Origin of the sequence: Lamprobacter modestohalophilus, assembly GCF_016583905.1 — a bacterium.
Taxonomy (GTDB): domain Bacteria; phylum Pseudomonadota; class Gammaproteobacteria; order Chromatiales; family Chromatiaceae; genus Lamprobacter; species Lamprobacter modestohalophilus.
Window position 1 is genome coordinate 62,731 of sequence record NZ_NRRY01000023.1, and the last position, 19,617, is coordinate 82,347.

A 19,617-nucleotide genomic window follows, 5' to 3' on the forward strand; every position below is an offset into this window, starting at 1 on the left:
AGCCAGCACCATGGATACTGAAACGATCAACGACCTCTTTCGCCGGCTTGATACTGGCGCTTTGCTCGACTTGACGCTGATCCTGTTTGGCACTGTCGCGCTGATCCTGCTGGTGCAGAAAGCGCTGCCCTGGCTCGCCAACCGGCTGCACGGTAAGTCCCGGCACTACTTGCTGGCCTTGGTGCCGCTGTTACGCCTGATCATCGTCATCGGTGCCTTCTTGCTGGCGGTGCCGACCCTGATCGAGCCCTCGCTGCAGAACATGGTCGCGATCTTCGGCTCGCTTGGATTGGCGCTCGGCTTCGCGCTCAAGGACTACGCCAGCAGTCTGGTCGCCGGCATCGTCGCGGTTGGCGAGGCGCCCTATCGTAATGGCGATTGGGTGCAGATCGGCGATACCTATGGCGAGGTGACCCATGTCGGCATGCGCGCGGTCAACCTGGTGACGCCGGACGACAATCTGGTCAGTATCCCGCACGCGAAGCTCTGGACCGAGCCGATCTCGAACGCCAACAATGGCAGCCCGCAATTGCAGTGCACGGCGGACTTCTATCTGCATCCAGCCCATGATGGCGCTCGGGTTCGCGAGCTGCTCTTCGATGTCGCGCTCACCAGCCCCTACCTTGCGCTCGGTGAGCCGATCGCGGTGGTCGCCGCAGAGCAGCCCTGGGGGACGCGCTACCGGCTGCGCGCCTATCCGATCGACGCGCGCCAACAATTTCGCTTTGCCACGGATCTGACCTTGCGCGCCAAGGCTGAGCTATTGCGCCAAGGCTTCAGGATGGCCGCCGTGCCGGCACGACCAGAGCCGGCCGGGGCATCCGGCTAGCGAATGAGCGCTAAGAAAGCGTCCACCAACTGCTTTCCGATTTGAGCGCCACGGTAGGGGATCATCGGGAATGAGAAAATGGACGACTACTCAGCACAGCTGGTGCGGAATGAGCCACGTTTGCGATGGGCTGTTAACCGCCGGTCGCATTCATGTGCCGAAAGATCACCGGCTTGGCCTCGAGATTGAAGTCGTGGCCTTCGGGCTTGATCGCCATGGACTTGATGATGGCGCGCTTGACCGCCTCGTCATCGAGTGGGTTGGCGCGGAGCACGCGGCGGAGATCCATCGAGTGCTCTTGGCCGAGGCAGAGCAGCAGTCGACCTTCGGCGGTGACACGCACGCGGTTGCAGCTGCCGCAGAAGTTGTGGCTATGCGGCGAGATGAAGCCGACGCGGGTCTCGGCGCCGGCGACACGCCAGTAGCGCGAGGGGCCACCAGTCTGCTCGGTGGTCGGAATCAGCTCGAACTGCTCGGCGAGATCGGCGCGAATCTGCTCGCTCGGATAGAAGACCTCGGAGCGGTCGTGCTCGCCGATCTCGCCGAGGGGCATCTCCTCGATGAACGCGATATCCAGTCCGCGCTCCAGGGCGAAGCCCACCAGGTCGACGACCTCGTCATGATTGCGATGCTTGAGGATGACGCTGTTGAGCTTGATGCGTGCAAACCCGGCTGCACGCGCCGCTTCGATACCGGCGAGCACCTGCGCGAGATCGCCTTTCCGGGTGATGGCACGGAACCGCTCGGGTCGCAGCGAATCCAGACTGATATTGATACGGGTAACACCCGCGGCCTTGAGCCGCTCGGCAAAGCGCGGGAGTTGGGTACCGTTGGTGGTGACGGTGAGGTCTTTGAGGCCAGGCAGCGGTCCCAGCGCCTCGAACAGCGTCATCACATCGCGCCGAACCAGCGGCTCGCCGCCAGTGACGCGCAGTTTGGTGACGCCGAGCTCGGTGAAGCAGCGGCCGAGTCGGGCGATCTCTTCCAGCGTCAACACCTGCGCTCGGGGCAGGAAGGTCATGTCCTCGGCCATGCAGTAGACACACCTCAGATCGCAGCGATCGGTAACCGAGAGGCGGACATAGGTCACGTGACGGCCAAAACGGTCGATCAGGGCAGGGCGTTCGGTGGACATGCGGTCAGGCTCTTAGGGCAAGCAGTGATGCTGTAACAGGTGATCAGGGTGCTGAACGGCTAGGATGTTCGGCAGGACGTCGCTAGCATTGTCGCTGATTCTGCGAGGTCTGGTCGAAAGACAAACAAACAACAACAGCAAACTAGGGGATTGGATGCAAGCGGATTGGATGCGACAACTGCAATCGTGCATGCTGACCAGATGACGGCGCTGCAACAGCTCATTGACGGTCTGACCGACAGCTACTGGGAGCTGTTGGTTGGGCTGCTGGTGTTGGTCTTCATCTGGAAGATCGGCACGTTGCTGGTTGGCAAGCGGCCGCTGGCAGAGCATCTGCCGCTCATGACGGCACTGCTGGATGTGATCCTGTTGCCGATGTGGGTGATCATCATCAGCGGGCTGTTGCGCTATGCGCTGCGAGCCTTGGAGCTGCCGAGCTTGATTGATCCGGTCGACTGGTGGACCGACTTCTTCGTCTACCTGACCGCCGCTTGGGCGATGGGTCACGTGGTGACCGTGGTCGCCAAGCAGCGCCGGCGGCGGAAGAATCGCAACGAGCATATCCCGAAGCTGATCGAGGCCTTGCTCTATGTCACCGTGATGCTGGTGGCGGTCGGGCTGTTCATGTGGCAGCAGGGCTATTCCTTTACTGGTGTCTGGGTCTCGACCGGTGTCGCCGCGGGTGTGATCGGCCTCGCCTTGCAGCGCACGCTCGGTGATCTGTTCGCCGGGGTCTCGCTTGGGATCGAGCGGCCGTTTCGCATCGGCGACTGGCTCGAGCTGCCGGAAGAGAAGCTGGTCGGCCAGGTCGTTGACCTGAATTGGCGAGCAACCCGGCTCAGGGGCTGGGATAACGCCACGGTCGTGATCCCGAATGGCCGCATGGCGAGTGCGTCGCTGAAGAACTACTACAGCGACCATCATCTCTACGCGCCCTGGTATTTCGTCAATATTCCGGCCGAGGTCTCGCCGCGCTTCGCCTGTGCCCTGCTCCTGGATGCGGCGATGCGCTGCGATAGCGTGCTGAAGTTTCCGAATCCGGTCGTGCGCCTCTCCGATGCCTCGAAGGTGCCTTACAGCTATATGGTCTGGGTGCATCTGAAGAACTATCCGTCGATGTTCCGAGCACGAGAGGAGCTCTACCGCGAGATCCATCTGGGCCTGCAAGAGGCGGGTATCGAGGTCTCGCCCGAGGTGACCGAGATGCGCACGCGCCGCGCGCACACCAATCGCGCCGAGCCGCCGACAGTGGCCTTGGCCTTGCGCAGTCTCGATGTCGCCGGAGTGCTGAATGACGACGAGCTGAATCAGTTGGCCGCGCGCAGCGAGTATCGGTACTTCGATGTTGGTGACCAGATCTTGGCCGAGGGTGGGGTTAGCGATGCCTTCTACGTGATCATTGGTGGCCTGGTCGACAGCGCGATCCGATTGCCGGATGGCTCCCCGAAGGTGGTGGAGACGCTCGGACCGGGCAAGCATTTCGGCATCTCGGAGATGCTCACCACGCAGCAGAACTTCTTGGAGTTCATCGCCAATACCGATGTGACCCTGATTCGGATCGACCTCGATGCGGTGCGGGAGCTGATTACGAAGCGCCCAGAGCTGGGTGAATACCTGGCCGGCGTGGTCAAGACGCGGCTCGATGCGGCGGATGCGGCGCGAGTGGCGAGCCGGCGCCCAGTGCGGCGGCTGTCGCTGCGCGATGTCCGCGATGGGATCGAGCGGCGTTTGCGCGGGAATCGGGGCGAGCGCCGGGGTTAGACCGCAGATCCGCTGCCTGCGGGCCTAAGGCACAGCGCTGGTCCCGCCCCGCGCTGCAAGAGCAAAATCGCTGATCAGCAGAAGGAAAGGTTGCGGCCCTCTATTCAGCAAGGCGGCCGCGTCGAGCAGGCCGCCTGCGAATGATGGACTGAGCTGAGCTTGAGCCGGGGGACTCGGCCGCGCGTTACTCCTGCCCTTGCTCCTGCCCCTGCAGCTTGTCGAGCCTCCCTTCAAGCGCGTCGATCTGCTCACGAACCGACTCTGGCAGCGAGTCCTTCAGCTCGACGAGCTTGGCCATCAGATCCTCGGCCGAGGTTAGATTGTTCTTCTCGAGGTAGGTCTTGACCTGCCCGATCATGTCTTGCGTCTCGGTGTCAGCCTGCGCGCTCAGCATCTCGGCCTGATCCTTGGCAACGCCGGCGGCCTCAGAGAGGGCGTCCATGGCCTGGCTGCCGGCCTCAGCAGCGCTATCCATGGCGGCCTGTGCCTTCACCTTGACCGCATCCATGGTCGAGCTGCTGCCTTCGCTCGCGGGCTCAGTCGAGCCTTCGCCCGCAGGCTCAGCCACGCCATCGTCGCCGTTGCCGCCGTCGCCACAACCGCTCAGCGTGAGGAACAGCGCTGCAAAGAGGGGGAGGATCAATCGCGTGTTCATAGGGTTGCTCCTTGATGTGTTGATGGGATGTGTTGATCGGATGTTTGGTTGATCGGATGTTTGCAGGCAACCCTATCGCAGTCGCAGGATTGTTGCATCAGGATTCGCCGGGTTTCCTCGCTTGAAATCCCTGGCCGCTTTCTATAGCGTCTGTCGGCGTCCTGCTGGGGGTGCCCGTATGCCTGGGCTGAGAGAGTCCCCTAATCACCTGATCCGGTTCGTACCGGCGGAGGGAAGCCAGGTCGAGCCGCGGTTTAACGGTCGGCTCGTGTCGGTTCCTCGCACGCTGGTTCGCCATCGTTCCTAAGGAGCCGTCATGAGTGCTATCCCTGAAGCCTTCCTCGAGACCACTGCCCGCCTGTCCGATGAGGTCACCCGCCCGTTTCCCGCCTCGCGTAAGTGCTATGTGACGGGCTCCCGGCCTGACCTGCGCGTGCCGATGCGTGAGGTCGAGCAGACGCCGACCCTGACCAGCGACGGCCGCGAAGAGAATCCGCCGATCTATGTCTACGACACCTCTGGGCCTTACTCGGACCCGGCGGCGCGGATCGATCTGATGGCCGGCCTGCCGGAGGTGCGCAGCGCTTGGATCGAAGAGCGCGGCGATACCGAGCTGCTCGATGGCCCCACCTCCGGCTTCGGTCGTCGCCGCCAGCAGGACCCGGCCTTGGCCTCTCTGCGCTTCGAGCACATCCGCACGCCGCGCCGGGCGAAGCCGGGCTGCAACGTCAGTCAGATGCACTATGCGCGCCAGGGCCTGATCACGCCCGAGATGGAATACGTGGCCATCCGCGAGAACCTGCGGCTCGATGAGCTGCGTGCTGATCCGCGCTACGCGAAGCTGCTGCGCCAGCACCCGGGCCAGTCGTTCGGCGCCAACCTGCCGGAGCAGATCACGCCGGAGTTCGTCCGCGCTGAGATCGCCGCCGGCCGCGCCATCATCCCGGCCAATATCAACCATCCCGAGCTCGAGCCGATGATCATTGGCCGCAACTTCCGGGTCAAGATCAACACCAACATCGGCAACTCGGCCACTACGTCGAGCATCGAGGAAGAAGTCGAGAAGATGGTCTGGTCCGCACGCTGGGGCGGCGACACCCTGATGGATCTTTCGACCGGCAAGAACATCCACGAGACGCGCGAGTGGATCTTGCGCAATGCGCCGATGCCGATCGGCACCGTGCCGATCTATCAAGCGCTGGAGAAGGTCGAGGGCAAGCCTGAGGAGCTGACCTGGGAGCTGTTCCGCGACACCCTGATTGAGCAGGCCGAGCAGGGTGTCGACTACTTCACCATCCACGCCGGCGTGCTGCTGCGCTACATCCCGCTGACCGCGGATCGCCTCACCGGTATCGTCTCGCGCGGCGGCTCGATCCTGGCCAAATGGTGCCTGGCGCATCATCAGGAGAATTTCCTCTATACCCATTTCACTGAGATCTGCGAGATCATGCAGGCCTACGACGTCGCCTTCAGTCTCGGCGATGGACTGCGCCCAGGCAGCCTCGCCGACGCCAATGACCGGGCCCAGTTCGCGGAATTGGAAACCCTCGGCGAGCTGACCAAGTTTGCCTGGGAGCAGGACGTGCAGGTGATGATCGAAGGCCCCGGCCATGTGCCGCTGCAGATGATCGAGGAGAATGTGACCAAGGAACTCAAAGACTGCTTCGAGGCGCCGTTCTACACCCTCGGCCCGCTGATCACTGACATCGCTCCGGCCTATGACCACATCACCTCCGGCATCGGCGCCGCCAACATCGGCTGGTACGGCACCGCCATGCTCTGCTACGTGACGCCCAAGGAGCATCTCGGCTTGCCGGACAAGCAGGACGTGCGCGAAGGTATCGTCACCTATAAGATCGCCGCCCATGGCGCTGACCTCGCCAAGGGCCTGCCGGGCGCGCAGATCCAGGACAACGCGCTCTCGAAGGCGCGGTTTGAGTTTCGCTGGGATGACCAGTTCAATCTGTCGCTCGATCCCGATCGCGCGCGCGAATTCCACGATCAGACCCTGCCGCATCAATCGCACAAGGTTGCGCACTTCTGCTCGATGTGTGGTCCGCACTTCTGCTCGATGAAGATCACCCAGGATGTGCGCGACTATGCCAAGGCGCGCCAGCTCGAGGATGCCGAGATGGCGCTGGAGGCGGGGATGCAGGAGAAGGCGCGCGAGTTCTTGGAAGAAGGGGCGCGGATCTATCGTGAGGTTTGAGCGAGACCAGCCTTGTGTTCTGCGTCCGATGGTGCAACCAGCGGGTGGCGCTGAGCCATTTTGAAGGACGGGTTGTCACTGTCGATTGGCGGGGCTGAACTGCATGACATGGATCACGACCCTCTTTCCGCTCTGGGCGCTGCTCTTCTCGTTGCTCGCGTTTTGGCAGCCGGAGTTCTTTGCTGCAGGCAAACCGCTGATCGTGCCGCTGCTCGGCAGCGTGATGTTCGGTATGGGCATGACCTTGACCTGGCAGCGTTTCGGCGCGGTGCTGCGCCGCCCGGGGCGTGTTGGGTTGGGGCTTGTGCTGCAGTATCTGGTGATGCCGTTTGCGGCTTGGGCGGTGGCCCTTGCGCTTGGCTTGCCGCCGGCCCTGCTGGCCGGGCTGGTGCTGGTCGGCGCGAGTCCGGGCGGTACCGCATCGAACCTGGTCTGCTATTTGGCGCGGGGTGACTTGGCCCTCTCGATCACCTTGACCACGGTCTCGACGCTGCTCGCCATCGTCGCAACGCCCTTGCTGACCTGGCTCTATGTTGGTGAGCGGGTGCCAGTGCCCGTCGCCGCCATGCTGTTCTCGATCGTCAAGATCGTGCTCTTGCCGGTGGCTCTTGGGGTGCTGATCAACAGCCTGTTCGGGCGGCGCTGGTCGGGTTTCGCGCGCTTGCAGCAGCTGTTTCCGCTGCTGTCAGTGGTGGCGATCGTCGCCATCATTGCCATCGTCGTCGGGCTGAATCAGGCCAATCTCGCGACCATGGGTTGGCTGATCGCGCTGGCGGTGGTGCTGCACAACGGCATCGGGCTGGCTGCGGGCTATGGCTTTGGCTGGCTGGCGACGCGTGATGAGCGAACCGCGCGCACGCTGGCGATCGAGGTTGGCATGCAGAACTCAGGGCTGGCGGTGGCCTTGGCGGTCCAGTATTTTTCCGCGGCGGCCGCGCTGCCGGGTGCCTTGTTCTCGGTCTGGCACAACCTCTCTGGCTCTTTGCTGGCGGCCTGGTGGTCGCGGCGGCCCCCGCAGCCGCAGGGATGCGCAAACACCCGGGAATGAAGAGACCTGATGCGCCGGTTACTGGACGCGAATAGCCTGTTCACGGCGGTCCCGGCTGAGGCCTTTTCGGTGCATAATGCGTTCTTACGGCGGTGATGTGTCTTCCCTCTCGCGGCGTCTCCGAGCACCGTTCTCCCTTCTCATTGATCCTTGATGTTTGGTCGTTGGCAGCTGATTGCCGATGGCCTTGGAGCTATCTGTCCTGTGACCGAGCAATTGCGCAACATCGCCATCATCGCCCACGTCGATCATGGCAAAACCACCCTCGTCGATGAACTGCTGTCCCAATCGGGCACGCTCGGCGATCGCTTCGGCCCGGTCGAGCGGGTCATGGACTCCAACGATCTGGAGCGAGAGCGGGGCATTACGATTCTGTCGAAGAACACCGCGATCGACTGGAACGATTACCGCATCAACATCGTCGATACCCCCGGTCATGCCGATTTCGGCGGTGAGGTCGAGCGCGTGCTGTCGATGGTCGACTCGGTGCTGCTGCTGGTCGATGCCCAAGAGGGGCCGATGCCGCAGACGCGGTTCGTCACCAGCAAAGCGTTTCAGCATGGGCTGCGGCCGATCCTGGTGGTCAACAAGGTCGATCGGCCGGGCGCGCGCCCGAGCTGGGTCGTCGATCAGGTATTCGATCTGTTCGACCGGCTTGGGGCGAGCGATGAGCAGCTCGATTTCCCGATCATCTATGCCTCGGGGATCAATGGCTACGCTAGCCTCGATGAGACCGTGCACGAGGGCGACATGACGCCGCTGTTCGAAGCCATCGTCGAGCATTGTCCGCCGCCGGAGGTGATTCCGGACGCGCCCTTTCAGATGCAGGTCTCGACGCTGGACTATTCGAGCTTCGTCGGCGCGATCGCGGTGGGTCGCATCCGCCGCGGTGTTGTGAAGCCGAATCAGCAGATCATGGTGGTCAAGCGCGATGGCCGCACGCATAAGGCCAAGGTCGGGCTGGTCTACGGTTATCTGGGGCTGGATCGCTTTGAGGTGCCGAGCGCCCATGCGGGCGATATCGTCGCACTGACCGGCATCGATGCGCCCAACGTCTCGGATACCTTCTGTGACCCGAGCGCGGTCGAGGCGCTGCCGTCGCTGACCGTGGATGAGCCGACGGTGTCGATGACCTTCCAGGTCAACACCTCGCCGTTTGCCGGCAAGGAAGGCAAGTACCTGACCTCGCGTCAGCTCAAGGATCGGCTCGAACGCGAGCTGATCCATAACGTCGCGCTGCGGGTGGAGGAGGGTAATGATCCGGAGAAGTTCCGGGTCTCCGGGCGCGGCGAGCTGCATCTGTCGATCCTGCTCGAGAACATGCGCCGCGAGGGCTATGAGCTGGCGGTGTCGCGCCCGGAGGTCATCTTCCGCGAGATCGATGGTCAGATCTGCGAGCCTTATGAGCAGCTGACCGTCGATGTCGACGAGACCAGCCAGGGCGCGATCATGCAGGCGCTTGGTGAGCGTCGCGCCGAGCTCAAGGATATGGTGCCGGACGGCAAGGGCCGGGTGCGACTCGACTACGAGGTGCCCTCGCGTGGGCTGATCGGCTTCCAGACCGAGTTCATGTCGCTGACCTCGGGCACTGGGCTCAAGTACCACGTCTTCGATCATTATGGGCCGGCGCACTCGGGCGGCATCGCCAAGCGGCGCAACGGCGCGATGATCGCCAACGGCCAAGGCAAGGTGCTCGGCTACGCGCTGTTTAACCTGCAGGAGCGCGGACGCATGCTCGCCTCGCCAGGCGATGAGGTCTACGAGGGGCAGATCGTCGGCATCCACTCGCGCGAGAACGACCTGGTTGTCAATCCGCTCAAGGCCAAGCAGCTGACCAACATCCGTGCCGCCGGCTCGGATGAGAATATCCTGCTGACCCCGCCAGTGCGCTTCAGTCTTGAGCAGGCGCTCGAGTTCATCGAAGATGATGAGCTGGTCGAGATTACCCCCACTGCGATTCGTATTCGCAAGCGCTTCTTGAAGGAGCATGAGCGCAAGCGGGCCGGGCGAGGGTAGATGCAACTCCCGAAGCTCGGGCCGCGGTTTTGTTCGAGCTAATGGTCTACACTAACGTTCATGGCGCGGTGCCAATCCGGAATATTAACCGCGTGAGATTTACGGTAATAAGCGCGATTGGCCAGTCAACGTTGGCAGGTCTGAATTGATCGGCCATCGTTGGTCAGTGCTGGCTGCTGTGCTTGAGAGACAGTGAACGCTGGACAGGTGCTATGATCAAGGGGTTTTTGTGGGTTTGCGATGCGACGATTGCTGTTTATAACCCCTGGCTGCGTGTCACTGGATAGGTCTTGGCGATGTCTTCGCTGGGTTTTGGCGATGACCCTGTTGGTGCTTGTGCTGGCGCCGCTGTCCGGTTGTATCAGCAAAAGATCCCGTTACGAGACCCCGCAGATTCCGGTATCGGGTGAATTCGCCAATCCGCTACGCGGCGATCGTGCGATATGGGACCCGAATCCCGAAGAGGCGGCGCTCGCCTTTTGGTGGCGGTTATTCGATAACGAAGACCTGAATCAGCTGGTTGATCGCGCCATCGCCAATGATCCTGACCTGCGCATTGCTTCGCAGCGCGTCATGCAGGCGCTGGCGCGGGCTTCCCAGGCTGAAGGGGGGCGCCTGCCTGAGGTACAAGCACCGGCACGGTATGAACTCGAAGCACCCGATGGAGGCATCGGCGCGCGCGCGCGGGGCGATGACATGGAGGTGGGTGAAACCTATCAGGTTGGTCTGCGCGGCGATTGGCGGGTTGATCTATGGGGTGAGCTCAAGTCCCTGGCTGAGGCGGCGGACTATGAGCTTTGGCGCGCGGTCTTCGATTACGATGAGCGGATGCGGCAGCTGACCAGTGATGTGGTCAGGGCCTATGTCGATTATCTAACGCTGAACGATCGCATGCAGGTTGCTGTCGAGACCGAAAAGGTGCTCGACAACATGCTCAATGGCATGCTGGAGCGGCTGGAATCGGGTGATGCGACCGTGATTGATGTCGATCAGCAGCGCACAGCGGTCAAAAGTGTGCAGGCCGACATGCCGGCCATTGCCTTGGAGCAGGTCCGGGTCAAGAACCGGCTCGTGGCGCTGCTTGGCGGGTTGCCGGACAGTGTCAGCTTGCCAGACTACGGACTGAAATCGCTGGACAAGCCAGGTGTCAAGCCGGGAGTGCCGGCTGCGCTGCTCTTGCAGCGGCCTGATGTCAGGGCTGTCGAGGCGGGGCTGCTATCGGCTGACGCCAATATCGATGTGGCGCGGGCGCGCGTGATGCCTCCGCTTGATCTGACGGGCGAGTTTGGTTTCGGCAGTGAGTTTCTCGAAGAGGTCTTCATGCCGCATACCCTCTTTATGCGGTTTGTCGCCAATTTATCGGCAACGGTGTTCGATGCGGGTCGGCGAAAACGCGAAATCGACTATTCGCGTGCGGTCTATGAGGAGCTGCTGGAAACCTATGTCAGAGTCATCTATGGCGCCAGTATCGAAGTGGAAGGTGCGCTCTCATCGATTGATCAGACCCAACAGCGACTCGATCTCCAGCAGGAAGCGACCAATGCCGCACAGCGTGCTTGGTCAAACAGTCAAGAGGCCTACCTTGGCGGGGTGCTTGATTATTTGACCTGGTTGGATACGGCAAGGACCTATCATCGCAATCTCGACGATTTCTATCGCTTCAATGGCGATCACTATCAGGGCTATGTGGATTTATTCTCTGCGTTGGGTGGGGGAGCGCCGCTACGCGAGCCTTTGCCCGGCGATGGTCATCGTCCGCGTCTTGATCTGGCCAGTGCGCTGGCAAGCGATCTGCCGCCGCTGACGATCACCTATCGCTGGCCGCCGAGTGATGGTTGGTACAGGAATAAACCGCCACGGAAAAAGCGTGGCTTCTCAATGCTGGGTCTCGTAGCTAAGGGTGATAAGGAGACACAAGCGTGGCTGGTGAGTCTGTCGGGAATCCATGCCCGTGAAGGTGTCGAGGCGACCTGGCGCGATCTGCAGACGCGCTTCCCCAGTCAGGTCAATGGGCATGCATTGCTCGCGCTCAATCCGATCCCGACGCTGCCACCAGAGGACGAGGCGGCGACTTGGTACCGGCTCGCGGTTGAGCCGTTTTCGCAAAAGCAGCAGGCGGAAGCATGGTGTTTGAGTCTGCGACGGGCGCAAACGCGCTGCTCGGTCGACGCCTATGATGCTGCTGCGGTCATTGTCGGACGTTTCCCCTGGCCTGATCCCTCAGTTCCTTACCCGCCTGCCGGTGATAGACGAGTCCCGGATCAGAATACGAAATGAAGGGGTCGGCTCGCCAGCTTAAGCTGACGCCGCGGCAGCGACAGATCTTGAGCCTGCTCTGCAAGGGCAAGGCCAATAAGGAAATCGCGAACGAGCTTGAGATCAGCCTCGGCACCGTTAAGCAGCATATCGCGGCGCTGTTTAAGCGCATGAATGTGCAAAACCGCAGTATGGCGGTCGCTCAAGGCAAGGATCTACTCGTCGAGGAGTTCACCTCAGAACCCGATTCAGCGACGGCCGATCTTGCCGACCTCGCTGGCACAGAGGGTGTTGGGGAGGTATTGCTGATCCGCCGACCCTGCATTGTGCTCGCCTTCGCAATCCCGCCCGTGCTAGAGCCGTTGTCACGGCAGGCATTCAGTGCCGCATTGAAAGAAGTGGCCGCTGATGCCCGTGCCTTCCCGTTGGCGCGCGGGGAGCAGGGCGGCATCCTGCTGTTTGGGATGCGCGCGCCCTCGGTTTGGGACGCCATCAGGGCATTGCTGCTGCTGCGCAATCTGCGGGATCGGCTAGAGGCGCAAGGGGGGCTGGACCCGGCTGCCCTCACCGCCGCACTCGATTGCGGGATGGCGGTGATCAGTATCGATCCGCGCGGGCGTTGGACGGGAGATACGGTCGCAACCCCGGTGATTGCCGTCACGCGTCGCCGACTGGGTCAGTGCCTGCCAGGAACACTCGGGCTTGGTGACAAATTTCTCCGTCTTCTTCAGGTCTTTCACGGCATTGAGCCATCGGTCGTCGAGGGTCCACTCAGCCTGACGAGCGTTGAGCGGCTCTTGAGTTTGGATTTCACACTCAAGGCTGAGCCACCGTTGTACCCCGCTCATTGGCAGCGGCTGACCTCAGTGCCGGGCCCTGGGGCGTCCGGGTCCTGTATTCAGTTGCTGGGGCGTCAGGGGATCGGGAAATCTCACCTGTGCCGGTCGCTAGTCGCATGGACGAGAACCCAGGGTGGCATGGCGCATTACTTGCGGACGCTCCCCGAGGCGCGTGCTGGCGCGCTCTACGATGCCGATACGGGCGCCCCGTCGTCGGTGAAGGCAGCGGTAGGTGCTATTGGCGCGGCTGCGAAGGTGGGGCAGCGGTTGCTGGTGATCGACGATGTAGATCTGTTGATGCCCGCGAGCCGAGAGGCGCTGTTGGCTGAAGTGCTGGCATTGCGCGGCGCCGGTTATCGAGTCGTCCTGACCGCGCGTACGTCTTTCTCTGATGCACTTGAGGCCGTTGCGCTGCCTGGGCTCGATGCCGCGGGTCTGGAGCAGTGCTTGGCCAGCGCGATGGTCGGCGCCATGGACTCAGGCCAGCTGCCGCGGCAGCTGGATGCGCAGGCGCTGCTGGAATCCACGCAAGGCGTGCCGCTGTTCGCCCTGGAATGGTCTGCCGACCTGCAGCAGCCGATGAGCCTTCCTGTGTTACTCGCTGTGGCCAGTGAGCTTAAACGTTATCGATTGGATTGGCGCCTGTTACAGGTGCTGAATGAGGCGCGTGCGCCCTGCACGTTTGAGCGCCTCCACACGCTGACAGCTATGCCGCGAGAGGAGATCGAGGGTCAGGTGCACGCAGCTGTGGGTGCCGGATTACTGCAGTTGTCTGAAGCCAACGAGCAGCGGGATCTGGACATAACGCCTGCATCCTCCGGGTTGGATGGGAGTCGCAGGGTTAGTTTCGCGAATGCACTTGTTCAGCATGGAGTGGCGGGGATTCTTGTCTAACGCTGAAGCACTGATACGACAACGCTCATGACAAAAGACAGGATGGAAAAGCCGGCTCAAGAAAAGCCGGCTTCAAAAAAGCCGGCTCCCAACAAGCCGGTGGGCGCGATCGCGCAGTTGTTCCGAAATTCTGAGTTTCGCCAGGTGCTGCCCGGGCTTGCGGTGAGCGCCTTTTTGTCGAACCTGCTGGCGCTCGCTCTGCCGCTGGCCATCCTGCAGATTCTCGATCGCGTCATCCTCAATCAGGCACTCTCGACGCTGACCTTCCTAGCAATTGGGCTGGTGATTGCGCTCCTGTTAGAACAGGCGCTGCGGCTCGCTAACAGCGTGATTACCAATTGGCTAAGCGCGCGCCAGGAACATCAGTTGACGATGCAGGTGACTCAGCATCTGTTTCAGGTTCCGCTCAGAGATTATGAGCATGAAGAGCCGAGCGCCTATGCGGAAAAGCTCCGCAACGCGAGCCGGGTTGCTCGGTTCCATTCTGGTGAGGCGGTGCTTGGCTTACTGGATCTGCCCTTTGTCGCGCTGTTCCTGATCTTGATCGGCCTGATTGGTGGCGTCCTGGTGGTTTATCCGCTCGCGATCATTCTGATCATCGTCCTCATCATGGCGCGCTACGCACGCGACGGCAGCTTGTTGAGTGCAGGCCAGGTTGGGCAGGAGGATCGCCGCTCTGGCTTTTTGTTCGAGGTCTTTTCCGGGATTCATTCCGTTAAGGCAATGATGATGGAAAACCTCATGTTGCGCCGGTACGAGCGGTTGCAGCGCGCCACCTCTGAAGTCAGCGAGCTCAGCGCCGATATCGATAGCCGGATTGATCGCGTTGGCCATTATTTTTCGCAGCTGATGGTCGTTGGCATCATCTTTTTCGGTTCCTGGTTTGTCATGCGCGGTGAGATGACGCCTGGTGGATTGGCCGCTTGCCTGATCCTGTCGATGCGGCTGATGCGGCCTCTGCGGCGCGCCCTGAGTGTGCGGACTCAGATCGACGCCTTCCAGCAAGCCAGCGAGCGCTTGGAGGCCTTGTTGGCGTTGCCCATCATTGATGACACCAATAAACCTCCGCTGCCGCCCATCACCGAGGGCCTCGAACTGCGCGATGTTCGGCTTCAGTATCGCGATAAGCCATTGTTCGAGCAACTCAACCTGCGCTTACCCAAGGGCGCCTGCATCGCCATCCAAAGTGACAGCGGCACCGGAAAGACGGCCTTGCTGAATCTGCTGTGCAGTGCTGAGCAGCCAGATGGAGGCGAGGTTCTCGTCGATGGCCAGCCGCTGTCGCAGTTTGCGTCCAGTTCGGTGCACACGCGTATCGGCTTGATGCCGCAATCCGCCCAAGTGATTGCCGGAACCATCCTCGAAAACCTGACCATGTTCGACGAGACGCTCAATGCTCGCGCGCTTTCGCTCGCGCGCGAGCTGGGGCTGGATCACTTCGTCGCTGGCATGAAGTTTGGCTACGAGACCCGTTTGGGCGAGCTCGGCAATGAAATACTGTCCGGTGGCACCCGTCAGCTGATTGGCGTTGTGCGGGCGCTCGTGCATGAGCCGGATGTGATTCTGTTCGATGAGGCGAATGTGTTCCTCGATATGGACACCGACCAGACGGTGCGCCGGTATCTAGAAGCCAACCGCCAGCAGCGCACCATTGTGATGGTGACGCACCGACCTTCTTATTTGGTGCTGGCTGACCAGATTTATCACTTCGCCAACGGCGCCCTCGTTGAAGGAGCCCCGCCTGAGCTGCCATTGCCCGACCTGCGCAAGGAGGAAGATCTAAGGCCCGAGCCTGCTTCTGATCCCGCAGTGATCATGCAGCAGCGCTTCACTGAGCAGACCGATCTATCGCGCTGTCTATTGCCACTGCTTGAAGCGCTGGGCTGGCATGGCCGCCTGCGGGAGTTGGCGGAGGCGTTGCCGCACTTCGACAAGCAGATCGACCTCTCCGGTTTTTTTTCAACGCTGGTTCATTTGGGTTATCGGCCCGCGGCGATCGGCCGCTTGCGGGAGGCACCGGATGACCGTTTGCTGCCCTGTCTGTTACTGCCCGAGGATGAGCATAGCTGCCTGGTGCTGGGCCGAGACGCTGACGGCCTGCTGAGAGTCCTCGATGGCGCAACGGGCGTTGAGACCAGCGTTCAATCCCTGGCGCAGCGTGGCGAGTATTATGCCTTTGTGGCGGAAGCCGACGATGCCCGCGACGAGGGTAACGGGCAGTGGATTGGTGCCATTGCAAACCGCTTCAAGCGCCATCGCCGCATCATTTTGGTGGTCAGTCTATTGGCGACGGTGCTGAGCCTGGCGCCACCGCTATTCGTGCGTGCCACCTGGGACTTCATCATCCCGGTCGGTGATTTTTCGGTTGCTATCAGCATGGTTATTGGCGCGCTCATCGCCGTCTTGCTCGGCTGGATACTGAGCCTGTCGCGAGGACGCTTGCTCGCGTTCATTGCTGGGCGGGCCGATTATCTACTCGGCATCAACTTGACCCAGCAGTTGCTTGGACTGCCTGCGGCGGCGCTCGATAAGGTGCCGGTTGCCAGGCAGGTACGACGGATTCGGGGGCTGGTTCGGCTGCGCGAGTATTTCGTCGGGCCGCTTGCGCTGCTGACGTTTGACCTGCCGACAACCTCCATTTTGATATTGGCGCTGATCCTCATCAATCCTTGGATGAGTGTCTTGTTGCTGGTGTCTGTTTCAGCGTTCGTGTTAGCGGCGTGGGTCGCTATAAAGAGAAGTCGTTTGCTATTGAGCACGTCATCCAAGCAAGTGGCGTCGCGAACCGAGTTTCTCGATGAAATGCTTGCGTCGATGCGGGCCATTCGTCAAACCGGATCACAGGGCATCTGGTTCAAGCGCTTACGCAACTCGAGTGCCGGATCGGTCTTTGCGGGAGGTGAGGAAAATCGCCTCAACCAGTATGTCCGTATGACGGGTCAGATCATCGCTAATTTAACTGGACTCAGCGCCTTAGTGATCTCGGCGTGGTTGGCGATTCGTGGTCAGATTACCAACGGTACCCTGATCGCGACGCAGATCCTGATCTGGCGGATCACCAGCCCCATGCAAAATCTGTTTGTGTCGGCCAATGCAGCGACGCGCATCAAGGAGAACGTCAAACAGCTCGACGCTCTGATGCGACTGCCTACCGAAGATGCGCGTGGCGTCAGGCAATCATTGCGGCCGGAGAGCCCTGGTGCTTTTGATGTATCCCGCGTGTCTTTCCGTTACTCCAATGATGTCGATCCGTCTTTGCTCGGCGTCAGTTTTCGGATTGCGCCAAAGCAGTTCGTCGCGATCACCGGCGCAAGTGGCTCGGGCAAATCGACCTTACTGAAATTGTTGCTTGGCCTGTATGCGCCTCAGGCCGGCAGTGTTTTGATGGATGACGTCGATATCCGCCAGTTGACAGCGGCGGATCTCCGCAGTCGGATCAGCTATATGCCCCAGAATTGCGATATTTTTTATGGCACGATCGCGCAAAACCTGATGCTTAACCATCCTGCTGCGACTAAGGAAGAAGTCATTTGGGCGGCTGGGATGGCTGGGATTCTCTCTGATAGCTTCGCGGACGGGCTTGACACCCGGATCTCCGGTGGTCGACTCAATGAGTTGCCCGGCGGATTTCGGCAGCGTCTATCGCTGGCGCGCGTCATGCTGAAACCGGCGCCCATCGTCTTGATGGACGAACCCGGGACGGGAACAGATAACAAGGGTGAGGCGGCGCTCATGCGCTGCCTGAACTGGTTGCACGGGCGTGCCACGCTGGTCGTCGTGACCGTGCGGCCGGGGCACCTCAGGCTGGCTGATGTCGTTGTCTCGATGCGCAATGCACGCGTTGAGTCCGTCGGGCCCTATCAAACGACGCAAACGGGCCGCAAGGCAGGTAAGCGCTGATGAAGAACGGGAAACAACAACCGAATGCTGATCAGTCTCCCTTGAAGGCTCAGCTGTCTGGCCGACAGCGCCGGCTGCTATCGGAAACGGTGCGGATCGAAGAGGAGTTGGTTCCCGAGTTCTTCCGACCGGTGCTTTACATCATCTCCGCTGTGGTGGTGGCGTTCTTGTTGTGGGCGGGCATGACCCAACTGAGCGAGGTCGCTATCGCTCCTGGCTTGATCATTCCAGCAGGCAAGATCAAGACCGTGCAACATCTCGACGGCGGCATCGTCGATTCCATTGAGGTTGAAGAGCGGCAACTGGTCAACGAAGGCGATCTGCTCCTCACCATCGACGGCGCGCAGGCTGAAGCCGATCAGCTGCAGATGCGCGCGCGGCTCGTCTCGCTCCGTCTCAGGGCTGAGCGTCTGCAGGCCTTCATCGAAGAGCGGGAGCCGGCGTTTTTAGAATACGCCGACACCTATCCGGGCTTGGTTGCTGATCAGCGTGCCATTTTTCTGAGCCAGACGGCCACTCGGGACTCAACGCTTGAAATTCTCAAGCGACAGATCGATCAGCGCGGGCGCCGGATCGATCAGCTTAAAGACGCCCTCGCCACCGCCAAAGAGCATCAAGCCTTGACCGGAGAACTCTTTGCGATGCGCGAAAAACTCGGTCAGCGCAAGCTCGTCGATCGCACCACGGTGTTAGAAACCCGGCGAGCTCAAGTGACGGCGGAGGGTGAAGTCCTGCGGCTGATTGAAGAAATCGACCTGGTGAGCGAGGAGCTCGCTGAAACAGAAATGCGACTGATCGACACGCGTAATCAGCTTGAGCGCGATGCGGCGAACGAGCTTGGCAATGTTCGGGCTGAAATTGCAGAGGTTCAAGAGACACTTCAGCGGCTTGACGCTCGGGTAAATCGGCTTGATGTGGTCTCACCAATCACTGGATATGTGCTTGACCTGAGAGTTCAGACGATTGGGCAAGTGATACAGCCGGGCGAGATCTTGATGCAAATCGTTCCTGACAGCGCCTTGCTAGAGGCCGAAGTCCGTATTCAGCCGCGCGATATTGGTTATGTTGAACCTGGCCAACCGGTTAACCTCCGCGTAAGTGCTTACGACTATTCTCGATATGGCTTCGCCAAGGGAAATCTCAGGCGGATTGCCGCCTCCAGCGTCGTCGCCGACGATGGTGGCGCCTATTTTCTGGGCTGGGTAGCGCTTGATGCGCCCTATGTTGGCAACGATCCCGAGGCCTATCCGCTACGGGTTGGCATGGCCGTTGACGCGGAAATTATCACTGGTAAGAAGACCTTACTCGGATACCTCGGCAAGCCGATCGTCGACGGCCTATCGCGTGCCTTCAGAGAACGTTAGTGCATGATGGCTAGCGCGTTCAGTGCGGCCTTATAACCTTTGGCCAGCTAGCCGGTATCGACCCTGGGCCCTATCCTTGAGTAGTGAGGAATAAAACGACAAGGGTTGGTGGTATCCATGGCCGAACCGAACAACACGCAGCCTGACGAGGCGCTAGAAAACACAACCGACAACGACCAACAGGTTGCGTTTGACGAGTTGACTGCGCTCCAGGATGTTGGCGGCTACGATCCAGACAATCCAGAGGAACTTACGTCCCCACCCGACTCGGAGGGAGGCGAGGGCAACGAAAACATTCTCGTTGGCACCCGTGACAACCTCATTCCTTCTGATGAAGATCTCGGCGCAGTTGGAACCGGGCCTCAGGAGTCCACCGTAGAGGTCAGGTCCAGCGAGCCCCCGTTGGAAGACCCCACGACTTCCTCCGGAACGCAAGATCCTGTTCCGCCGGTTGATGCACCCCTCCCCGAGGGTGGCGTTGAATTTCCCACTCCCACTGAAGATCCCGATTTTGAGGCGGACCCCGTCGAGTTCCCCGTTGTCGAGCCATTTGGTGCTGCCGAAGACTTCGGTGAGCCGGTTGATTTTGTAGATTCTGATACGGATACGGACACGGATACGGATACCGATACCGACACCGATACGGACACGGATACGGATACGGATACGGACACCGATACCGATACGGACACGGATACCGATACCGATACG

Annotated in this window: 12 protein-coding genes, 1 pseudogene and 1 riboswitch; of the genes and pseudogenes, 11 read left to right on the forward strand and 2 right to left on the reverse strand. The window is 60.9% G+C overall.

Translation table 11 applies throughout. The features are described 5' to 3' along the window. The first annotated feature begins 10 nt into the window (after positions 1-10). Positions 11-829, forward strand: a complete 819-nt coding sequence (locus CKO42_RS14380) for a mechanosensitive ion channel family protein (RefSeq protein ID WP_200245238.1) — start codon at positions 11-13, stop codon at positions 827-829. A gap of 133 nt (positions 830-962) precedes the next feature. Here CKO42_RS14380 and moaA read toward each other — a convergent pair whose 3' ends face one another. Beyond that, a complete protein-coding gene (gene moaA, locus CKO42_RS14385; protein WP_200245241.1) occupies positions 963-1,964 on the reverse strand; it encodes a GTP 3',8-cyclase MoaA in 1,002 nt (333 codons plus the stop codon). 165 nt (positions 1,965-2,129) lie between these two features. Here moaA and CKO42_RS14390 point away from each other — a divergent pair, with 165 nt between their 5' ends. Further along, positions 2,130-3,725, forward strand: coding sequence for a mechanosensitive ion channel family protein (locus CKO42_RS14390; protein WP_242479396.1), 1,596 nt, complete (start codon positions 2,130-2,132; stop codon positions 3,723-3,725). 184 nt (positions 3,726-3,909) lie between these two features. On the opposite strand, the gene CKO42_RS14395 is transcribed toward CKO42_RS14390, so the two are convergent. After that, a complete protein-coding gene (locus tag CKO42_RS14395) occupies positions 3,910-4,380 on the reverse strand; it encodes a hypothetical protein (RefSeq protein WP_200245243.1) in 471 nt (156 codons plus the stop codon). Positions 4,381-4,536: 156 nt separating this feature from the next. Further along, positions 4,537-4,632, forward strand: a riboswitch (TPP riboswitch). Between the two features lie 64 nt (positions 4,633-4,696). Here CKO42_RS14395 and thiC point away from each other — a divergent pair. From thiC to CKO42_RS14435, 9 genes and pseudogenes are all read left to right on the forward strand, one after another. Further along, entirely contained in the window at positions 4,697-6,589 is a 1,893-nt protein-coding gene (thiC, locus tag CKO42_RS14400) for a phosphomethylpyrimidine synthase ThiC (RefSeq protein ID WP_200245245.1), read from the forward strand. Positions 6,590-6,692: 103 nt separating this feature from the next. After that, positions 6,693-7,637 carry a bile acid:sodium symporter family protein gene (locus CKO42_RS14405; RefSeq protein WP_200245247.1) on the forward strand — a complete coding sequence of 315 codons (945 nt, stop codon included), beginning with the start codon at positions 6,693-6,695 and terminating at the stop codon, positions 7,635-7,637. A gap of 204 nt (positions 7,638-7,841) precedes the next feature. Continuing rightward, positions 7,842-9,653 (forward strand): translational GTPase TypA, encoded by a 1,812-nt coding sequence (gene typA / locus CKO42_RS14410; RefSeq protein ID WP_200245255.1) that lies wholly within the window; start codon positions 7,842-7,844, stop codon positions 9,651-9,653. 318 nt (positions 9,654-9,971) lie between these two features. After that, positions 9,972-11,930, forward strand: coding sequence for a TolC family protein (locus CKO42_RS14415; protein WP_200245257.1), 1,959 nt, complete (start codon positions 9,972-9,974; stop codon positions 11,928-11,930). Next, positions 11,927-13,642: a LuxR C-terminal-related transcriptional regulator gene (locus CKO42_RS14420; RefSeq protein ID WP_274608924.1), complete on the forward strand. Its 1,716-nt coding sequence runs from the start codon at positions 11,927-11,929 to the stop codon at positions 13,640-13,642. Before CKO42_RS14415 ends, CKO42_RS14420 begins: the two co-directional genes overlap by 4 nt. 42 nt (positions 13,643-13,684) lie before the next feature. Then, positions 13,685-14,542, forward strand: a pseudogene (locus CKO42_RS28550) (ABC transporter transmembrane domain-containing protein); the annotation flags it as partial. Between the two features lie 231 nt (positions 14,543-14,773). After that, the gene (locus CKO42_RS14425) at positions 14,774-17,542 is read left to right on the forward strand and encodes an ATP-binding cassette domain-containing protein (protein ID WP_242479398.1); all 2,769 of its coding nucleotides are present in this window, start codon (positions 14,774-14,776) and stop codon (positions 17,540-17,542) included. Between the two features lie 89 nt (positions 17,543-17,631). Then, entirely contained in the window at positions 17,632-18,906 is a 1,275-nt protein-coding gene (locus CKO42_RS14430; protein ID WP_200245269.1) for an HlyD family type I secretion periplasmic adaptor subunit, read from the forward strand. 117 nt (positions 18,907-19,023) lie between these two features. Continuing rightward, a partial coding sequence (locus tag CKO42_RS14435) for a hypothetical protein (protein ID WP_200245277.1) occupies positions 19,024-19,617 on the forward strand: 594 nt, incomplete at its 3' end.